This window comes from Nitratireductor sp. OM-1, assembly GCF_003296175.1.
Taxonomy (GTDB): Bacteria; Pseudomonadota; Alphaproteobacteria; order Rhizobiales; family Rhizobiaceae; genus Nitratireductor; species Nitratireductor aquimarinus.
On record NZ_CP029208.1, the window covers coordinates 596,045 to 613,716 of the forward strand.

The 17,672-nt window shown below is 63.1% G+C and carries 15 protein-coding genes; 4 read left to right on the forward strand and 11 right to left on the reverse strand.

Annotated features, from left to right (window positions below; genetic code table 11):
• The first annotated feature begins 4 nt into the window (after window positions 1-4).
• Entirely contained in the window at window positions 5-805 is an 801-nt protein-coding gene (locus tag DEJ54_RS02755; protein WP_113153215.1) for a xanthine dehydrogenase family protein subunit M, read from the forward strand.
• A gap of 85 nt (window positions 806-890) precedes the next feature.
• Here DEJ54_RS02755 and DEJ54_RS02760 read toward each other — a convergent pair whose 3' ends face one another.
• The 10 genes from DEJ54_RS02760 to hutI all read right to left on the reverse strand — a co-directional run bounded on the left by DEJ54_RS02760 (window position 891) and on the right by hutI (window position 13,860).
• Entirely contained in the window at window positions 891-2,543 is a 1,653-nt protein-coding gene (locus DEJ54_RS02760) for an alpha/beta-hydrolase family protein (RefSeq protein WP_113153216.1), read from the reverse strand.
• 113 nt (window positions 2,544-2,656) lie between these two features.
• On the reverse strand, window positions 2,657-3,652 hold the full coding sequence (gene dgcN / locus DEJ54_RS02765; RefSeq protein ID WP_113153217.1) for an N-acetyltransferase DgcN: 996 nt from the start codon (window positions 3,650-3,652) through the stop codon (window positions 2,657-2,659).
• A 143-nt stretch (window positions 3,653-3,795) separates the two neighbouring features.
• Window positions 3,796-4,974 (reverse strand): alpha-hydroxyketone-type quorum-sensing autoinducer synthase, encoded by a 1,179-nt coding sequence (gene cqsA / locus DEJ54_RS02770; protein WP_113153218.1) that lies wholly within the window; start codon window positions 4,972-4,974, stop codon window positions 3,796-3,798.
• A gap of 258 nt (window positions 4,975-5,232) precedes the next feature.
• Complete coding sequence (locus tag DEJ54_RS02775; RefSeq protein WP_113153219.1) at window positions 5,233-6,783, reverse strand: TRAP transporter large permease subunit; 1,551 nt, start codon at window positions 6,781-6,783, stop codon at window positions 5,233-5,235.
• Window positions 6,780-7,289 (reverse strand): TRAP transporter small permease subunit, encoded by a 510-nt coding sequence (locus tag DEJ54_RS02780; protein WP_113153220.1) that lies wholly within the window; start codon window positions 7,287-7,289, stop codon window positions 6,780-6,782. Before DEJ54_RS02780 ends, DEJ54_RS02775 begins: the two co-directional genes overlap by 4 nt.
• A gap of 55 nt (window positions 7,290-7,344) precedes the next feature.
• The gene (locus tag DEJ54_RS02785; protein ID WP_113153221.1) at window positions 7,345-8,436 is read right to left on the reverse strand and encodes a TRAP transporter substrate-binding protein; all 1,092 of its coding nucleotides are present in this window, start codon (window positions 8,434-8,436) and stop codon (window positions 7,345-7,347) included.
• Between the two features lie 27 nt (window positions 8,437-8,463).
• Entirely contained in the window at window positions 8,464-10,137 is a 1,674-nt protein-coding gene (gene hutU, locus DEJ54_RS02790) for a urocanate hydratase (protein WP_113153222.1), read from the reverse strand.
• Between the two features lie 3 nt (window positions 10,138-10,140).
• The gene (gene hutG, locus DEJ54_RS02795; RefSeq protein ID WP_113153223.1) at window positions 10,141-10,944 is read right to left on the reverse strand and encodes an N-formylglutamate deformylase; all 804 of its coding nucleotides are present in this window, start codon (window positions 10,942-10,944) and stop codon (window positions 10,141-10,143) included.
• A 169-nt stretch (window positions 10,945-11,113) separates the two neighbouring features.
• The gene (gene hutH / locus DEJ54_RS02800; RefSeq protein ID WP_113153224.1) at window positions 11,114-12,655 is read right to left on the reverse strand and encodes a histidine ammonia-lyase; all 1,542 of its coding nucleotides are present in this window, start codon (window positions 12,653-12,655) and stop codon (window positions 11,114-11,116) included.
• Window positions 12,652-13,860 carry an imidazolonepropionase gene (gene hutI, locus DEJ54_RS02805; RefSeq protein ID WP_113153225.1) on the reverse strand — a complete coding sequence of 403 codons (1,209 nt, stop codon included), beginning with the start codon at window positions 13,858-13,860 and terminating at the stop codon, window positions 12,652-12,654. The genes hutH and hutI overlap by 4 nt, the downstream gene beginning before the upstream one ends.
• Window positions 13,861-13,983: 123 nt before the next feature.
• On the opposite strand from hutI, the gene DEJ54_RS02810 reads away from it, so the two are divergent.
• The 3 genes from DEJ54_RS02810 (at window position 13,984) to rpe (ending at window position 16,812) form a co-directional block, all read left to right on the forward strand.
• Complete coding sequence (locus DEJ54_RS02810) at window positions 13,984-15,369, forward strand: formimidoylglutamate deiminase (RefSeq protein ID WP_113153226.1); 1,386 nt, start codon at window positions 13,984-13,986, stop codon at window positions 15,367-15,369.
• Window positions 15,366-16,064, forward strand: a complete 699-nt coding sequence (locus DEJ54_RS02815) for a GntR family transcriptional regulator (RefSeq protein WP_113153227.1) — start codon at window positions 15,366-15,368, stop codon at window positions 16,062-16,064. Before DEJ54_RS02810 ends, DEJ54_RS02815 begins: the two co-directional genes overlap by 4 nt.
• Before the next feature lie 76 nt (window positions 16,065-16,140).
• The gene (gene rpe, locus DEJ54_RS02820; RefSeq protein ID WP_113153228.1) at window positions 16,141-16,812 is read left to right on the forward strand and encodes a ribulose-phosphate 3-epimerase; all 672 of its coding nucleotides are present in this window, start codon (window positions 16,141-16,143) and stop codon (window positions 16,810-16,812) included.
• Between the two features lie 186 nt (window positions 16,813-16,998).
• Here rpe and pal read toward each other — a convergent pair whose 3' ends face one another.
• Window positions 16,999-17,502, reverse strand: a complete 504-nt coding sequence (gene pal, locus DEJ54_RS02825; protein WP_113153229.1) for a peptidoglycan-associated lipoprotein Pal — start codon at window positions 17,500-17,502, stop codon at window positions 16,999-17,001.
• Between the last annotated feature and the right edge of the window lie 170 nt (window positions 17,503-17,672).

Sequence of the window (17,672 nt, forward strand, 5' to 3'; positions counted from 1 at the left end):
GACCATGTATGACGTCAATTATCACCGCGCCGGCTCCCTCGAAGAAGCCCTCAAGCTGTTCAAGGCGGCGGAAGACGGCAAGTGCATCGCCGGCGGCCAGACCCTCATCCCGGCCATGAAGACGCGGCTCGCCGCTCCGTCCGACCTCGTGGACCTGCGCCATATCGCCGACCTGAAGGCGATTTCCGTTGCCGGCAAGACCGTCACCATCGGTGCGGGCGTCACCCATGCCGAGGTCGCCGCCAGCGCCGACATCGCAGCCGCCTGCCCGGCGCTCTGCCATCTGGCCGGTCTCATCGGCGATCCGCAGGTGCGCAATATGGGCACGATTGGCGGCTCGCTCGCCAACAATGATCCGGCGGCGGACTACCCCGCCGCCATGCTGGCGCTTGCCGCCACCATCATCACCAGCACCCGCGAAATCGCTGCCGAAGACTTCTTCACCGGCCTGTTTGAGACGGCGCTGGAAGAAGACGAGATCATCACCGCCGTGCGCTTCGACGCGCCGGAAAAGGCCGGCTACGCCAAGTTCCCGAACCCCGCTTCGCGCTATGCGATGGCCGGTGTCTTCGTTGCCGTGGATGGCGGCGCAGTCCGTCTGGCCGTAACGGGGGCCGGCGATGACGGCGTTTTCCGCAGCGCCGAACTCGAAGCCGCACTCGCCGCCGAGTTCAGCGCATCGGCGCTCGAGGCCGTGTCCGTCCCTGCGGATGATCTCATGACCGACATCCACGCATCGGCCGAATACCGCGCCGGCCTGGTCGTTGCCATGGCCAAGCGCGCCGTTGCAATGGCCACGAGCTGATCCTCCAGCGCACGCGATAAAGCGCGGGCCTGTCCGCAGGCCCGCAGCTGGAGCGCTCCCGCTTTTCCTGGAAGTGCTCTAACGCCTACTTCTTCAGCTTTTCCTTGAGACGCTCGATCTCCGCCGGCGACCAGCCTTCCGGCTGGGTCACGGCCACCCACGCATCGATATAATGCTGCGGAGCATAGAGATGCCCGTATCCGATGGGCGCCGTGGTCGCCATCGCCATGTCCAGCGCAAGTTGCAGGAAGGTGACGATCGGATACCAGCGCAGGTCCGGCGAAACGTCAGGCCCGCGCTCCCCCACCAGCCATGCCGGTCGCCGATACCAGGCCAGCGGATCGAAGAAGACGACCGGGTCGCTCGCATATTGCAGATAGACGATCCGCAGCGGACCCCACTTTGCGCCAGGAATGTCGAGCGAATTCTTCTGCGCCGTGAAGCGCACCACGGATCCATCCCCCAGACGCGGCAGCCAGGCCGGCGTGCCGGGGTTGCGGTCGCGGGTGAAGTTGCTCCACAGGCGGCTGTTGAAGGGCGGCCCGGCCCAAAGCGCACCCTGGAAGGGATCCGCCAGAATGTTGTAGATCTCGGTCGACTGCTCCGAGCTCAGTGCGCCAAGGCTCAGACCGTAGAGATAAAGCTCCGGCCGGTCGTCTTTCGGCAGTGTGGTCCAGTGCCCATAGACCTTGCGGAACAGCGCATGCGCAGCTTCCGCCCCGTAGCTCGGCTCGATCAGCAGCGAAAGCCAGCTCGTGAGGTAAGAATATTGCTGCGCGACCATCACCGTGTCGCCGCCATGCAAATATTCCAGTGTCACGCTCGCTTCCGGGTCGATCCAGCCAGTGCCGGTGGGCGCCACCACCGCCATGACCTTGCGCTCGAACGCACCGATGCGCTTCAGCTCTTCCAGCGCCAGCTCGGCGCGCTCATCTGCAGTCTCCGCCGAACGCAGCCCCACGTAAACGCGCATCGGTTCCAGCGCATCACGGCCGGTAAACGCGGCAATCGCTTCCCTGCTGTCACCGCCGACGACGAACTGACGTCCCGTACGCCCCAGCGAATCCCATGGGATCAACGATCCCGGCCCGCCCGTGCGCAGCCCGCTTTCAGGCTGCTCGATACCGTCCTCAAACAGCGCATCGAGCTCCGCATAGGCGGAATCGGCAACCCGCAGCGCATAGCGCAGCAGCACGCGGTCGACCAGCGACGCCAGCACGAGACCGACAATGACAATGCCGATCACATTGGCCACGCGGCGCGGCACATAAGGCTTCAGCCGGCCTGAAATGAAGGTGAAAGCACGCCCGATGCCGCGCCCCATCACGACAAACAGAAGGAACAGAACCAGCGCGATGCCGCCCACCTTGAAGGGATGCGCGGTATCAACCGGCTCAAGCTGCATCAGCGCACGAATGGAATTCTGCCATTCGGCCGCTTTCCAGAGGAAGAAGATGGCGACAGCCACGCACAGCGCGGCCATGGCGAATTTGCCATAAATGCGCGGACGGCGCGGCGGCTCCGGCAGTTCCAGATAGCGCCACAGCCAGACGCAGAAAACGCCCAGCCCATAGCCAACCGCTGCCGAAACGCCAGACAGAACACCCTGCAGCAGAAAGTCCCGCGGCAGCAGGGTGGGCGTAAGCGATGCTGCGAAAAGCAGTGTTCCAAGGCAAAGCCCCAGAACGGAGAATGAATGCCAGACGCGCACGTCGCCCTGCTCCAAGGTATCGGTCATGTCTGCCCCACTGTCTCACCAATCCCGTGCATGGCATCGGGATGGCCACAGTGAAGCGTCATGGCAGGCAAGGCAACAGCCCTGTCTGCCACGTCGTTAAAGATCGGTCAGGATCAGTCCAGCGCGTCGACCAGACGGCCAGCACCCTGGCGGAACGGATCGATGGTCGGCAGCCCCATGCGGCTCTCGATTTCCTCGAGGCAGGCTTTCGCCTCCGCATCGTTGAGGGCAGCGGTGTTGACCGAGATGCCCACCACCTTGACGTCCGGATTGACCACGCGCGCGGTTTCCAGAGACAGGTCGCGCAGCGCCTCGAGCGTGGGCAGCTGATAGTGCGGCAGGCCGCGCATGTGGGTGCGGGTCGGCTCGTGGCACAGCACCAGCGCGTCCGGCTGACCGCCATGGATCAGCGCCATCGTCACGCCGGAGAAGGAGGGATGGAACAGGCTGCCCTGCCCTTCGATCAGATCCCAGTGATCGGCGTCATTGTCAGGCGTGATGTGCTCCACGGAACCGGCCATGAAATCGGCAACGACCGCGTCGAGCGGCACCCCGGAACCGGTGATCAGAATACCGGTCTGGCCGGTTGCGCGGAACGAGGCCTTCATCTCGCGCTTGTGCATCTCGCGCTCCATGGCGAGCGCGGTGTACATCTTGCCGACAGAGCAGTCGGTGCCCACGGCCAGGCAGCGCTTGCCCGCGCGCCTCTTGCCATCGGCAATCGGGTATTCTTCCTGCGGCACACGCACGTCATAAAGATGCGTGCCGGCCTTTTCGGCCGCCGCCACAAGGGCGGGCTGCGCCGTCAGGCGATTGTGCAGACCGGAGGCGATATCCATGCCCGCTTCGGCAGCTTCCACCAGCGTCGCGACCCAGCTCTGCGAGATCACACCGCCCCGGTTGGCAGCGCCCACAACCAGCGTCTGCGCACCGGCTTCCCGGGCTTCCGCAATGGTCATGTCCTTGAGACCCAGATCAGCCCTGCATCCCTCAAGGCGCAACTGCCCCACGCAAAACTCGGGTCGCCAGTCCTTGATGCCTTGCGCGACCTTTGCGGTCAGCGCGTCCGGCGCATCTCCAAGAAACAGCAGATAGGGCGTTTTCAGCATCGGTGGGTCGCTCCCTTATAATTGGTTTATCGGCTCATCAATGATGAAAGCCCCGCTTGTCAAGCTGTGGTTCGGCAACCAGAGCCCTCTGGATCAACCGCCGCCACAACGATTGAGCCAGAGCGCGCCGCACCTGAAAGCGCCTATGCCATCACTTCTTTCAGCAACTTCAACGCGTCTGCACAGCGTGTCGTCAGCGTGTCGAGTTCCTCATCCGTCAGTCCCGAATGAACCGATAATCGCACCAGGCAGTGGTTGCGCGGCGTCGCCGGCGGGCAGAAAACCGCGCCGAACACACCCGATCCCTGCAGTGCATCACGCATTTTCAGCGTGTCCGGCTCATTGCCGCTCTCAATCGCGATGATCTGCTCCGTGCCGCCGCCCACATCGAAGCCAAGCTCGTCCAGCCGCCAGCGCACGATGTCCGACACCTCGCGCAGGCGCTCGCGTCGATCATCAGCCCTGCGGATCAGCGCCAGCGCTTCCAGGAACCAGACATACTCATGCTCCAGCAGTCCGGAGCTGAAGATCGCGGGGTTGGACTCCATGCGAAAATACTCCTTGAAGCGGCGTGAGCAGACAATCAGTCCGGCGCGGCCGGCAAACGTCTTGGCCAGAGAGGCCGTGCGAAAGTCGATCCGGTCTGCCAGTCCCAGCGCCACGGCAAGCCCCGCACCACCGGGACCGTGCGTGCCAAGCGAATGGGATTCATCGACAACGAGAACACAGCCCGTGCGCGTTGCGACATCCACGATTGCGGCCAGCGGGCAGAGGCTTCCGTCCGTACTGTAAACCGTGTCGACCACCAGCACACCAGGCCCATACCGCCGGATCAGGCGCTCGGCATGGTCCGGGCTGTTGTGGCGAAAGGGAATGCCCCGCGCGCCCGCTGCTTTCACCCCTTCCCAAAGGGACGCATGCGCGTTCATGTCCAGATAGACCGGAACCGAAGGGCTGGCGATGGACTGAAGCAGCCCCACATTTGCGGTGAAGCCCGACTGGCAGATGATCGCCTCTTCGCCCTGCATGTAATCGGCGAACGCCGCCTCCAGCTGCTGCATCGGGCTGCCCTTCATGGTGAAGACGCTCGACATCAGCAGATCGGTCTTGCTGTTCAGAAGGGCCTCGGCCTGCGCTTCTCTCAGCGCCGGCTCGTTCTGGATGCAAAGATAGTCATTGCTCATGAGCTGGCGGTCGCCACTGCCCGGCTCACGCCCCCTCAGGAGATGGCCCCCGCTCCATAATCGTTCCACGCGCTGGATATGGAACGCGTCTTCGCGTTCACGCAGCTGTTCTTTGGGACACGCAGCGAGCTCGGCCATAAGCAAATTCTCCAAAACAGTTTCGCGAGCCCCGGTCGCGCCATGAAATCGCAACGCCGTGCAGCACCCCCCATTCTGAAAGGCTTATAAGCAACAATATTAGGGCTTCACCTACAAAAACAGTATCAGCATATGTATATGACGAAGGGATTTCAATTCTGAATAAAATAGAATTGTAACCGACACTTTACATAAATTCTCTACTTATACGCGCAGCATTAATACAATCATTGAGATAAATAAAAGGAGATATTCGCGTCAAAATATCTGCGCCGGAAGCCATGTGGAAATCGACGGCAGAAGCCAGATAACGCCCATTCCCACGAGCTGCAGAATGATGAAGGGAATGACGCCGCGATAGATCTGTCCCGTCGTGATTTCCTTTGGCGCAGCCGCGCGCAGATAGAACAGCGAGAACCCGAAGGGCGGCGTCAGGAATGACGTCTGCAGGTTGATCGCGATCAGGATCGCGAGCCAGAGCGGGTCATGTCCCATCAGGATCAGAATGGGCGCGACCAGTGGCAGGACGATCACCGAGATTTCCACGAAATCGAGGAAAAAGCCGAGAACGAAGATCATCGCCATCACGAAGATGAGCGCCCCCTGCGGACCGCCGGGCATGGAGTGCAGGATGTCCTCAACCCGCGCATCACCACCCAGCCCACGGAACACGAGCGAGAACACGCTGGCCGTGAGAATGGTGGCGAAGATCATTGCCGTCACCGTCATCGTGTTGGTGACAATCGGCGTGAGAATGCCGCGCTGTCGCGCCTTGCCGATGGAAATGACGATGGCGAGGATGCCGAGCGCCAGAAGCCCGGTTGTCAGCCCCGCGATGACCCATTCGAAAAGGCCCGCATCGCTGCGCTGCAGACGCACCGGAAAGATACCGGCCAGCACCGCGACCGCACCCAGCGCCGCCGCGCCCAGAACGATCAGACGGCCATTTCCTTCGCTGCGCACACCGGCGAGTAGCAATGCGCCAATGGCGCCCACGCTTGCCGCCTCGCTTGGCGTTGCAATGCCGCCAAGGATGGAGCCCAGAACGGCAACGATGAGCAGAACCGGCGGCAGAACGGCGCGCTGCACCTCTTGCCTGCTCGGCCGGTCGCCGGCCGCAACCAGCGCCGGAGCGCTGTCCGGCTTCAGGGCTGCCCGCGTCATCAGATAGGCGATGTAGACCGCCACAAGCGTCAGGCCCGGCAGAAGCGCTGCGGCGAAAACCTGGCCGACGGAGATCGTCTCGATGGTGAATTTGCCCTGCTCATACTGCGCCTGTTGATAGGCGGTCGACATCACGTCGGACAGGATGATGAGCAGCGTCGAGGGCGGAATGATCTGGCCCAGCGTACCGGAGGTGCAAACCACGCCGGAAGCAAGCTTCGGATCATAGCCGTTGCGCACCATGGTCGGCAGCGCGATCAGGCCCATCGCCACCACGGTTGCGCCCACAATGCCGGTCGAGGCCGCCAGAAGCGCGCCGACCAGCACGACGGAAACGCCGAGACCGCCGCGTATGCCGCCGAAGAGACGGCCCATCGTCTCCAGAAGCTCTTCCGCGATGCGGCTCTTTTCCAGCACCACGCCCATGAAAACGAACAGCGGAATGGCGATCAGAACCTCATTGGTGAGGGTTCCGAAAACCCGCTGCCCGAGCGCGCCCAGAAGCCCGACATCGAACTGACCGGTCATCCAGCCAAGAAAGGCGAACAGCGCCGCCGTGCCCGCCAGCATGAAGGAAACGGGATAGCCGATCAGAATGGCGACGATCAGCGCCGCAAACATGAGGATGTCGAGCGGTAAGGTCATGCGGCGGGGGCTTCTTCACGAAGACGCGCGAGATCGCGCAGGATGCAGGCAAGGCCCTGGATGATGAGCAGCGCACAGAAGGCGGGGATCAGTGACTTGAGCAGGAAGGAGGCGGGAATGCCGCCCACCGAGATGGCTCCTTCCATGATCGACCAGGAATTGCGCACGGAAGGCCAGGAGAACCAGGCGATCATGAACATGGACGGCATCAGGAAGCACAGCGCACCGAAAATATCGATGCGCGCCCTGCCACGCGGGCCGAACAGCCCGTAGAAAATGTCCACGCGCACATGCCCGTCGACCAGAAGCGTGTAGCCTCCGGCCAGCATGAACAGCGCTGCGTGCAGGTAGAGAACGGTCTCGTTCATGAAGATGAAGCTGACGCCATAGACATAGCGCAGCACCACCGTGCCGAATTGCACCAGCACCATGGCCAGCGCCAGCCAGCGCACAACAGCGCCCACTGCCCGGTTGATCCGGTCAAGTTTGTCCGCAAGCTCAAGCATGCCGAGCGTTCCCCGAAAGAAACGGGCCGAGCGCGAGCCCGGCCCGGTCGTGTTGTCAGCCGCCGTATTTGTAGTCCATCGCACGGGCGTTCATCTGCCCGTTGTCTGCGTAGACCATGTATTCGGCGATGCCTTCGCGGTATCCGAGGAAGCTCTCGACAATGCGCTTGACCAGCTCGTCATCGTCTTCGCGCAGTTCCGCGATCACTTCGCCTGCGGCATTGCCCATGGCGACGATCACGTCATCCGGCAGCTTCTTCACCTGCACGTCCTGCTCTGCCACGAGCTGCTTCAGCGCTGCGGCATGCTTGGTCGTGTATTCGGTCCAGACCGGATTGTAGAGCGATTCACAGGCATAGGCGACGGCCTGCTGCAGATCTTCCGGCAGCGCATCATAGGCCGCCTTGTTCACCGCGCACTCCTCGGCCGAAGACGGCTCGCCGACACCCGGCCAATAGTAGTTCTTGGCTACCTGATAGAAGCCAAGCGCCGAATCCGTCCACGGACCGATGAACTCACCGGCGTCGATCGTGCCGGACTGCAGGCCCTGGAACATGTCGCCGCCGCCCATGGCCTGAACGGCCATGCCGAGCTTGGCGCACATTTCGGACGCAAGACCCGTGGTGCGGAAGCGCAGACCCTTCAGATCGTCGACCGAGTTGATCTCGTTGCGGAACCAACCCTGCCACTGCGGACCGGAATTGCCGCAAAGGAACGGCTTCAGCCCGAAACGGCCATACATTTCGTCGTAAAGCGCCTGTCCGCCGCCATGCACGAGCCAGCCCAGCTGCTCGTCAGCGCGCAGACCGAAAGGCTGCGAACCGAACAGGAGAATGCCGCGCGACTTGGAGCCCCAGTAGGAGGGAACCGCGTGGTAGAGTTCAGCCGTGCCTTCCGACACCGCGTCGAACACGCCATTGCCCGGCACAAGCTCGCCGGCAGCGTAAAGCTTCACTTCCAGCCGACCACCGGACAGAGCCGTGATTCGGTCGGCCAGCATCTGCGCCGCCACGCCCGGTCCGGGCAGGTTCTTCGGCCAGGCCGTGACCATTTTCCAGGTGATCTTGTCCTGTGCGATGGCCGGAGCCGCTAAGCCCGTCGCCACACCGGCAACACCTGCCGCTTTTAGAAATTGACGCCTTTTCATGGAAAACCCCTCTGAATTGTTCGGTTATTAATTTCCAAGAATCGCCGGCAGCCGCAAGCCCTTTTCCTGCGCCCAGTCGCGCGCAATGTCGTAGCCCGCATCGGCGTGACGCATCACGCCTGTCGCCGGATCGTTCCACAGCACCCGCTCAAGGCGGCGCGCCGCATCTTCCGTGCCATCGGCACAGATCACCATGCCCGAATGCTGCGAGAAGCCCATGCCCACGCCGCCGCCATGATGCAGCGAAACCCAGGTCGCGCCGGAGGCGCAGTTCAGGAGTGCGTTGAGCAGCGGCCAGTCGGAAACGGCATCGGAACCGTCCTTCATGGCCTCGGTTTCACGGTTGGGAGACGCCACCGAGCCCGAATCCAGATGATCGCGCCCGATCACCACCGGAGCCTTCAGCTCGCCCTTCGCAACCATTTCGTTGAAGGCGAGGCCAAGGCGGTGCCGGTCACCCAGACCCACCCAGCAGATGCGCGCCGGCAGCCCCTGGAACGCGATGCGGTCGCGCGCCATGTCGAGCCAGCGATGCAGATGCTCATTGTCGGGCAGAAGCTCCTTCACCTTCTCGTCGGTGCGGTAGATGTCTTCCGGATCGCCGGAAAGTGCGGCCCAGCGGAACGGGCCGACGCCGCGGCAGAACAGCGGGCGGATATAGGCCGGCACGAAACCGGGGAAGGCGAAAGCGTTCTCAAAGCCCTCTTCGAGCGCCACCTGGCGGATGTTGTTGCCATAGTCGAGCGTGGGAATGCCCTGGTTCCAGAAGTCGACCATCGCCTCCACATGCTCGCGCATCGAAGCACGGGCCGCTTTCTCCACGGCCTTCGGATCGCTCTCGCGCTTCTCGCGCCACTCGGCCACGGTCCAGCCCTTGGGCAGATAGCCGTTCACCGGATCATGCGCGGAGGTCTGATCCGTCACCATGTCCGGCTTCACGCCGCGCCGCACCAGCTCGGGCACGATCTCCGCCGCATTGCCCACAAGGCCGACGGACTTCGCCTCGCCCGCCTTCGTCCAGCGGTCGATCATCTCCAGCGCCTCGTCCAGGGTGGTCGCCTTCTCGTCCACATAGCGGGTGCGCTGGCGGAAATCGATGCGCGTCTCATCGCACTCGATGGCGAGACAGCACGCGCCGGCCATGACGGCCGCCAGCGGCTGCGCGCCGCCCATGCCGCCAAGCCCTGCGGTCAGGATCCACTTGCCCGTAAGGTCGCCGCCATAATGCTGCCGGCCTGCCTCCACAAAGGTTTCGTACGTGCCCTGCACGATGCCCTGCGAGCCGATATAGATCCACGAGCCAGCCGTCATCTGGCCGTACATCATCAGGCCCTTCTTATCGAGCTCGTTGAAATGGTCCCAGTTGGCCCAGTGCGGCACCAGGTTGGAATTGGCGATCAGAACGCGCGGCGCATCCTTGTGGGTGCGGAACACGCCCACCGGCTTGCCCGACTGGACGAGCAGCGTCTCGTCTTCCTCAAGCGTCTTCAGCGTCGCGGCAATGCGGTCGAAATCGTCCCAGGTGCGGGCCGCCCGGCCAATGCCGCCATAAACGACCAGCTCGTTCGGGTTTTCGGCAACGTCGGGATCGAGATTGTTCATCAGCATCCTGAGCGGCGCTTCCGTCATCCAGCCCCTGGCGTTCAGCTCCGTCCCGCGCGGCGCCCTCACCTCGCGAATGTTGTGACGCGGATTGCTCATGGTTCAGTTCCCCTTCAAGGATGGCGCGATCTTGGAAAGACGCGTCAGAATGGCTTTGAGATGCGGTCGCAGGCGCGCCGCTTTTTCTTCGTCATAGTCAAACGGCACGGCCTCGCCCTGAAGATGCGTCGCCTGCGCCAGTTCCATCTGGATGCCATGCACGCCGGTCTCGGGCCGGCCGTAATGCCTGGTCGTCCATCCGCCGACAAAACGGCCGTTGAGCACGCTGGAAAACCCATCCGCACCGGCACAGACATCAACCGTCGCCTGCTCGATTTCCCGCGCACAGGTCTCGCCGTGATTGGTGCCGATATTGAAATCGGGAAGCTGCCCTTCGAACAGGAACGGGCAATGCGAGCGGATGGAATGGCAGTCATAGAGAATCGCCACGCCATGCAGCGCCTTCACCCGCGCGATCTCGGCCTCCAGCGCGGCATGATAGGGCGCGTGAAAGGCATCAAGCCGCTCGGCTACATCCTGAGCCGTCGGCTCCTCTCCCTCGCGCCAGATCGGGCGGTTGTCGAAATCCGTCAGCGGCACGAGACCGGTCGTGTTCTGCCCCGGATAAAGGCTTTCGCCGGAAGGGTCGCGATTGGCGTCGATCAGATAGCGGTGAAAGGTCGCCCGCACGGTGGTCACACCATCGAGCAGACCGTCATAGAGCCGATGCACGTGCCAGTCCGCATCGGTCAGAAGCCGGCCCTGTTCATTGAGCCGGGCCTTGACCGCCTCCGGCACAAAAGTGCCCGTGTGTGGCAGCCCCAGAATGACGGGCGAAGAGCCCTGATGCACTTCGACGGGGTTCATGCGCAAATCTCCAGTGTTGGCGTTCGCCCCTCACCCTTACCCTCTCCCCGCAAGCGGGGAGAGGGGGGCGTCAACGTCGCGGCCATCGTCCTTCTCCCCGCGAGCGGGGAGAAGGTGCCGGCAGGCGGATGAGGGGCAGTCGCCACATCCAAAACAGACACGCTCCCGATCAAGGCTCACTCCTCAATTCAGGCAGAATGTTCCCGGGAATGCTGGCGTTCAGATCGCCGGAGCGCACGAGCGCGATGGCGTTTTCCAGATCGGGGGCCAGATAACGGTCTTCCTCCAGATCCGGCACCGCGCTGCGGATCGCCGCATGGGCCTGCGCAAGCTCTGCACTCGTTTTCAGCGGCGCGCGGAAATCGACGCCCTGCGCCGCCGTCACGGCTTCAATGCCGATAATACCGAACAGGTTCTCCGTCATCGGAATGAGCCGCCGCGCGCCATGGCAGGCCATCGACACATGGTCTTCCTGATTGGCGGAGGTGGGCGTCGAATCCACGGAGGCCGGATGCGACATCTGCTTGTTTTCCGACATCAGCGCAGCCGAGGTCACTTCGGCAATCATCAGGCCGGAATTCAGGCCCGGCTTCTTCGCCAGAAACGCCGGCAGGCCAAACGACAGCGCCGGATCGACCAGAAGCGCAATGCGCCGCTGCGCAATTGCGCCGATCTCACAGATGGCGAGCGCAATCTGGTCGGCGGCAAGCGCCACCGGCTCGGCGTGGAAATTGCCGCCCGAAACAACCGTCCCGTCGGAGAGAACCAGCGGATTGTCTGTCACTGCATTGGCTTCGATGGTCAGCGTGCGCGCCGCCTGGCGCAGAAGATCGAGACACGCGCCATCCACCTGCGGCTGGCAGCGGATGCAATAAGGGTCCTGCACCCGCTCATCGCCTTCCAGATGGCTCTCGCGGATCTGCGAGCCTTCAAGCAGCGCCCACAGTGCTGCCGCCGTGTCGATCTGGCCCTGATGGCCGCGAAGCGTGTGAATTTCGGGGTGGAATGGCGCAGAAGAACCCATTGCCGCATCGGTCGACAGCGCCCCGGTGATGAGCGCGGACCGCGCCGCGCGATGCGCCCGGAACAGCCCGGTCAGCGCCAGCGCGGTGGAAACCTGCGTGCCGTTGATCAGCGCCAGCCCTTCCTTGGCCTTCAGCACGACCGCCGTAAGCCCGGCCCTGCGCAGCGCCTCACCGCCGGAAAGCCGCTCACCGTCGAAGAAGGCCTCGCCCTCGCCCATCATGGCAGCCGCCATATGCGCGAGCGGCGCGAGGTCGCCGGATGCGCCGACCGAGCCCTTTTCCGGGATCACCGGCACGACACCGCGCGCCAGCATTTCCTCGATCAGCTTGACCACCTCCATGCGCACGCCGGATGCGCCACGGCCCAGCGAGAGCAGTTTCAGCGACATGATCAGCCGCACAATGGCTTCGTCAAGCGGCGCGCCAACGCCGCAGCAATGCGAGAGGATGAGGTTGCGCTGCAGCGTCTCCACATCCTGCGGCGGGATGCTCACACTGGCGAGCTTTCCAAAGCCGGTGTTGACGCCATAGATCGCTTCATTGCCGCGTGCGATCTGGTCGATGCGCGCAGCCGCCGCCTCAATGCCGGGATAGCAGGCCGGATCAACGCGCACGGCAACGCCATCACGCCAGATACGCTCCAGATCCTGGATCGTGACCGCACCGGGGGTCAGAACAAGCGTCATGCAAAATCTCCTGCGATGCGGCGATGGAGCGGGTTGAAGCCGATGCGATAGGCAAGTTCCGCCGGGTGCTCTACGTCCCAGATGGCGATTTCGGCGCGCTTGCCGGCCTCGATGGTGCCGATTTCCTCGGCCAGCCCGAGCGCCCGCGCGCCTTCGCGCGTGGCTCCCGCCAGCGCCTCTTCGGGCGTCATGCGGAACAGCGTGCAGGCCATGTTCACGGTCAGAAGGAGCGAGGCAAGCGGCGATGAACCCGGATTGCAGTCGGTCGCGACCGCAATCCGCACGCCATGTTTGCGCAGCGCCGCAAGCGGCGGATACTGCGTCTCGCGCAGCGTGTAGAATGCGCCCGGAAGAAGAACGGCCACCGTTCCTGAAGCGGCCATCGCCGCAACGCCTTCCTCGTCCAGATATTCGAGATGATCCGCCGAAAGCGCGCCATAGGAGGCGGCCATCTTCGCGCCCCCCAGATTGGAAAGCTGCTCTGCATGCAGCTTTACCGGCAGGCCGAGTTCGCGCGCCCGGTCGAACACGCGCGCCATCTGCGCCGGCGAAAAGGCAATGCCCTCGCAGAACCCGTCAACCGCATCGACCAGACCTTCGGCATGGGCAGCGTCCATGCCCGGCAGCACCACCGCGTCGATATAGGCGTCTTCACGCCCGCGATATTCGGCCGGAACCGCGTGGGCGGCGAGATAGCTCGTCTTGATCCGCACGGGCCGCAGCTCTGCCAGACGGCGCGCGGCGCGCAGCATCTTGAGCTCGTCCTCGACGGTCAGCCCATAGCCGGATTTGACCTCCACCGTCGCCACGCCTTCGGCAAGAAGCGCATCGAGCCGCTTCAGCGCGTCTTCGACCAGCGCATCTTCGTCCAGGCCACGCGTTGCAGAAACAGTGGAAACGATGCCGCCGCCGGCCCGCGCCACTTCTTCATAGCTCGCGCCTTCAAGCCGCATCTCGAATTCCCTGGCGCGATTGCCGCCAAACACCAGATGCGTGTGGCAATCGACAAGCGCCGGCGTGGCGAGGCGACCGCCGAAATCGGTCCGCTCCCACCCGGAAAAACGCTCCGGCAGGTTGCTCATTGCACCTGCCCAGACAATCATATCGCCCTCGATGGCGATGCCCGCATCCTCGACAAGCCCATAGGGCGCGCCGCCTTCGCACATGCTCGCCAAGCGGATACCGCTGATGACACTCTGCTTCATAACAGGAAGATTCCTCCCTACCCACTGCAGGCCTCCCCATACAGGGCATATTGCCTAAGACAGAATTTTTGTCTACGATTATTCTTATATGTATAGACATAATTAAGCCGGGAACGACGCCTCATGCAAGCGATTTTTGCTCAGAATGCACTCACGCCAGAGGGTTGGCAAAAGGACGTGCTTGTGGAGCTCACCAGTGCGGGGCGCATCAAAAGCGTGACGGCCGGGGCACGGCCCACGGATGACAAGTCGGGGGATGCTAAGACAATACGTGTTCCCGTTCTCCTGCCCGCCATGTCCAACCTGCACAGCCACACGTTTCAGCGCGCCATGGCCGGGCTGGCCGAGCGGCGGGGTCCGGCCGGGCGCGACAGTTTCTGGACATGGCGCGAAATCATGTACCGCTTTCTCGACCTGCTTTCGCCGGAAGACATCGAGGCGGTCGCCGCCTTCGCCTTCATGGAAATGCAGGAGGCGGGTTTTGCCGCCGTCGCGGAGTTCCACTACGTCCACCATCAGCCCGGCGGCGTTGCCTATGACGATGTGGGCGAGCTTTCCGCGCGTATCGCAGGCGCTGCGGACCAGACGGGCATCGGCCTCACCCTCCTTCCCGTTCTTTACCGCCATGGCGGCGTGGACCAGCGACCGCTGCAGGGCGGCCAGCAGCGTTTCGGCAACGATCTGGACCGGTTCCAGAAGCTGCTTTCACGCGCTGAAGCATGCATTGGAAATCTCGCCGCCGACGCCCGGCTTGGCGTCGCGCCGCACTCGCTGCGCGCGGTGGGGCTGGATGATCTGCGTGAAGCGCAGACCATGCGTCCCGATGCGCCGCTGCACATGCACATCGCCGAGCAATTGCCGGAGATCGATGAAGTTCTGGCGGCCTATGGCCAGCGTCCGGTGGAATGGCTGCTCGACAATTGCGATGTGGATGCACGCTGGTGCCTGATCCACTGCACCCACATGACCGACGAAGAAACCGGCAATCTGGCCGACACCGGAGCGGTCGCCGGGCTTTGCCCCGTCACCGAGGCCAATCTGGGTGACGGAATCTTCAACGGGCTTCACTACCGTCAGGCAGGCGGTGCACTTGGCATCGGCTCCGATTCCAACATCCGCATCACCGTTGCCGAAGAGCTGCGCCAGTTCGAATACTCCCAGCGCCTGCGCGACACCGCCCGCGTGGTTCTGGCCGCGCACGGCCAGTCCTGCGGGCGCACGCTTTATGATGCAGCCCTTGCCGGCGGCGCTCAGGCCCTTGGCCGCGATTCCGGCGCGATCCAGCCGGGACACTGGGCCGATCTGGTGGCAATCGATCAGGACGATTTCGCAGGTGCAGCATTCGACGATGGTGTATTAGACGGCTGGCTTTTTACCGGCGACAATGGCGCCGTATCCGAAGTGTGGTCGGCAGGACGCCACTGTGTCCGTCAGGGCCGCCACATCGAACGTGAAACGATCGCCGCACGCTACACGCGCACGATCAGAAAACTGATGGAGTTGCTGTGACCAGCGAACGCGCCTCATTCCGCACCATCCGCGACGAGCTCTCCCGACGCATCGCAGAACGGGTCTGGCTGCCGGGAGCCCTGATCCCCGGCGAAGAAGCCCTGGCGGAGGAGTTCGGGGCGGCGCGCGCGACGGTCAACCGCGCGCTTCAGGAGCTTGCCCGCGCCGGCATTCTCGAACGCAAGCGCCGCGCCGGCACCCGCGTCGCCCTTCATCCGGTACGCGAGGCGCGCTTCGTCATCCCCCGCATCCGGCAGGAGATCGAAGCGCGTGGTTCGGAATATCAGTACCGCTTACTGAGCGCTGACATTACCGATGCACCGGAGGTCATCTGTGCCCGGCTCAGCCTCCTGTCCAGATCCAACATGATGCATGTGCGATGCCTGCACCTGGCCGACCGCGTCCCCTACCAGTACGAAGATCGCTGGATCAATCTGAACACGGTTCCCGACGCCCGCAATGCTGATTTCGCGACCATGGGCCCGAATGAATGGCTCGTCGGCCACGCTCCCTTCTCCAATGCGGAGTTCACCTTCATGGCGGCAGCCGCCAGCGCCGACGAGGCATCCCTGCTGCAGATCCGGGAAGGTGATCCGGTCTTCATCGGCGAACGCATCACATGGATGGCGGGCGAGCCGATCACGCTGGCTCATCTGGTGCATCCCGCATCGCACCGCATGGTGACACATCTGTGAGGCGTCCCGCCCGCGCCTCGACAAGGCGCGGAGAAGACGTTAGGGCAAGCCAGTCTCATCGTTACGGAAAACCGTCATGACCGCGCGCAACACGCTCATCGCCCCCTCCATCCTCGCTTCCGACTTCTCGCGCCTCGGCGACGAGGTCGAAACCGTCGCCAACGCAGGCGCTGACTGGATCCACCTCGACGTGATGGACGGCCATTTCGTGCCCAACATCACTTTTGGCCCGCCCATCATCAAGGCAATCCGCGACCGCACCGACAAGGTGTTCGACTGCCACCTGATGATCACACCGGCAGATCCCTTCCTCGCCGCCTTTGCGGATGCGGGCTGCGACATCATCACGGTTCACGCGGAAGCCGGTCCGCACCTGCACCGCTCGCTGCAGACCATTCGCAATCTCGGCAAGAAGGCAGGCGTCTCGCTCAATCCGTCGACGCCCGAAAACGTCATCGAATACGTGCTCGACCAGGTCGACCTCGTGCTTCTGATGACGGTCAATCCGGGCTTTGGCGGACAGGCTTTCATTCCGTCCGTGGTCGAGAAAGTGCGCCGCGTAAAGGCAATGATCGGCGACCGTCCGATCGACATCGAGATCGATGGCGGCGTGTCGCCCGACACGGCCGGTGAGCTGGTTGCCGCCGGCGCCAATGTGCTCGTCGCCGGTTCCGCCGTCTTCAAGGGCGACGGCGAAGAAGCCTATGCGAAGAACATCGAGGCCATCCGCAAGGCCGCGCAGGGCTGACACGCCCGCGCCCTTCAAATTTAGCCAACAAAAAAGCCGCGCGGACATTGACCAGCGCGGCTTTTTCTTTTCTCAGATGCAGAATGCTTCAGAGCGGCTCACCGTTTCATCAAAACGGTGAGCCGCTCTATCTGGTTTTTCCGCATTTATGCGGACGTCAGGTGATGCCACCTGACTGCAAAATGCTTAGCTGCTGCCGCCGTTCAGAACGGTGACCGCGCGGCGGTTCTGCGACCAGCAGGAGATGTCGTCACAGGTCGCGACCGGACGCTCCTTGCCGTAGGAAATCGTGCGAATGCGGTTTGCCGCAACGCCACGGGCAACCAGGAAGTCACGGGCCGAAGCCGCACGGCGTGCGCCAAGCGCGAGGTTGTACTCGCGGGTGCCGCGTTCGTCGGCATGGCCTTCCACGGTGATGGTGTAATTCTGGTACTTGTTCAGCCACTGCGCCTGGCGGGAAAGAACCTGCTGCGCATCGGCGCGGATCGACGACGAGTCGAGGTCGAAGAAAATCCGGTCGCCCACGCTGACGGTGAATTCCTGCTGCGATCCGGGAGGACCGCCCGCACCGCCCAGCCCGATATCGGCTGCACTGTTGGGAACCTGCTTGTTGGCGCAACCGGCCAGAGCAAGAGCCGCTACCAGGGCGATGCTAACCGGGTGTTTGGCGATCGCTGCAATCGACAGCATTGCCACCTCTCCTTCAAATTAGAGAAATTTTGTTCAATGATCAGTAACCACGTTGCCGTTAAGGACCCCTCAAGAAACGCGGTTAACGAAGACTTACCGGTACCAACCAGAACCGTTATTTCGCGCAAACTAGCTTAAAATACGGCGGAAACGCGGCGAATCCGGCAGGA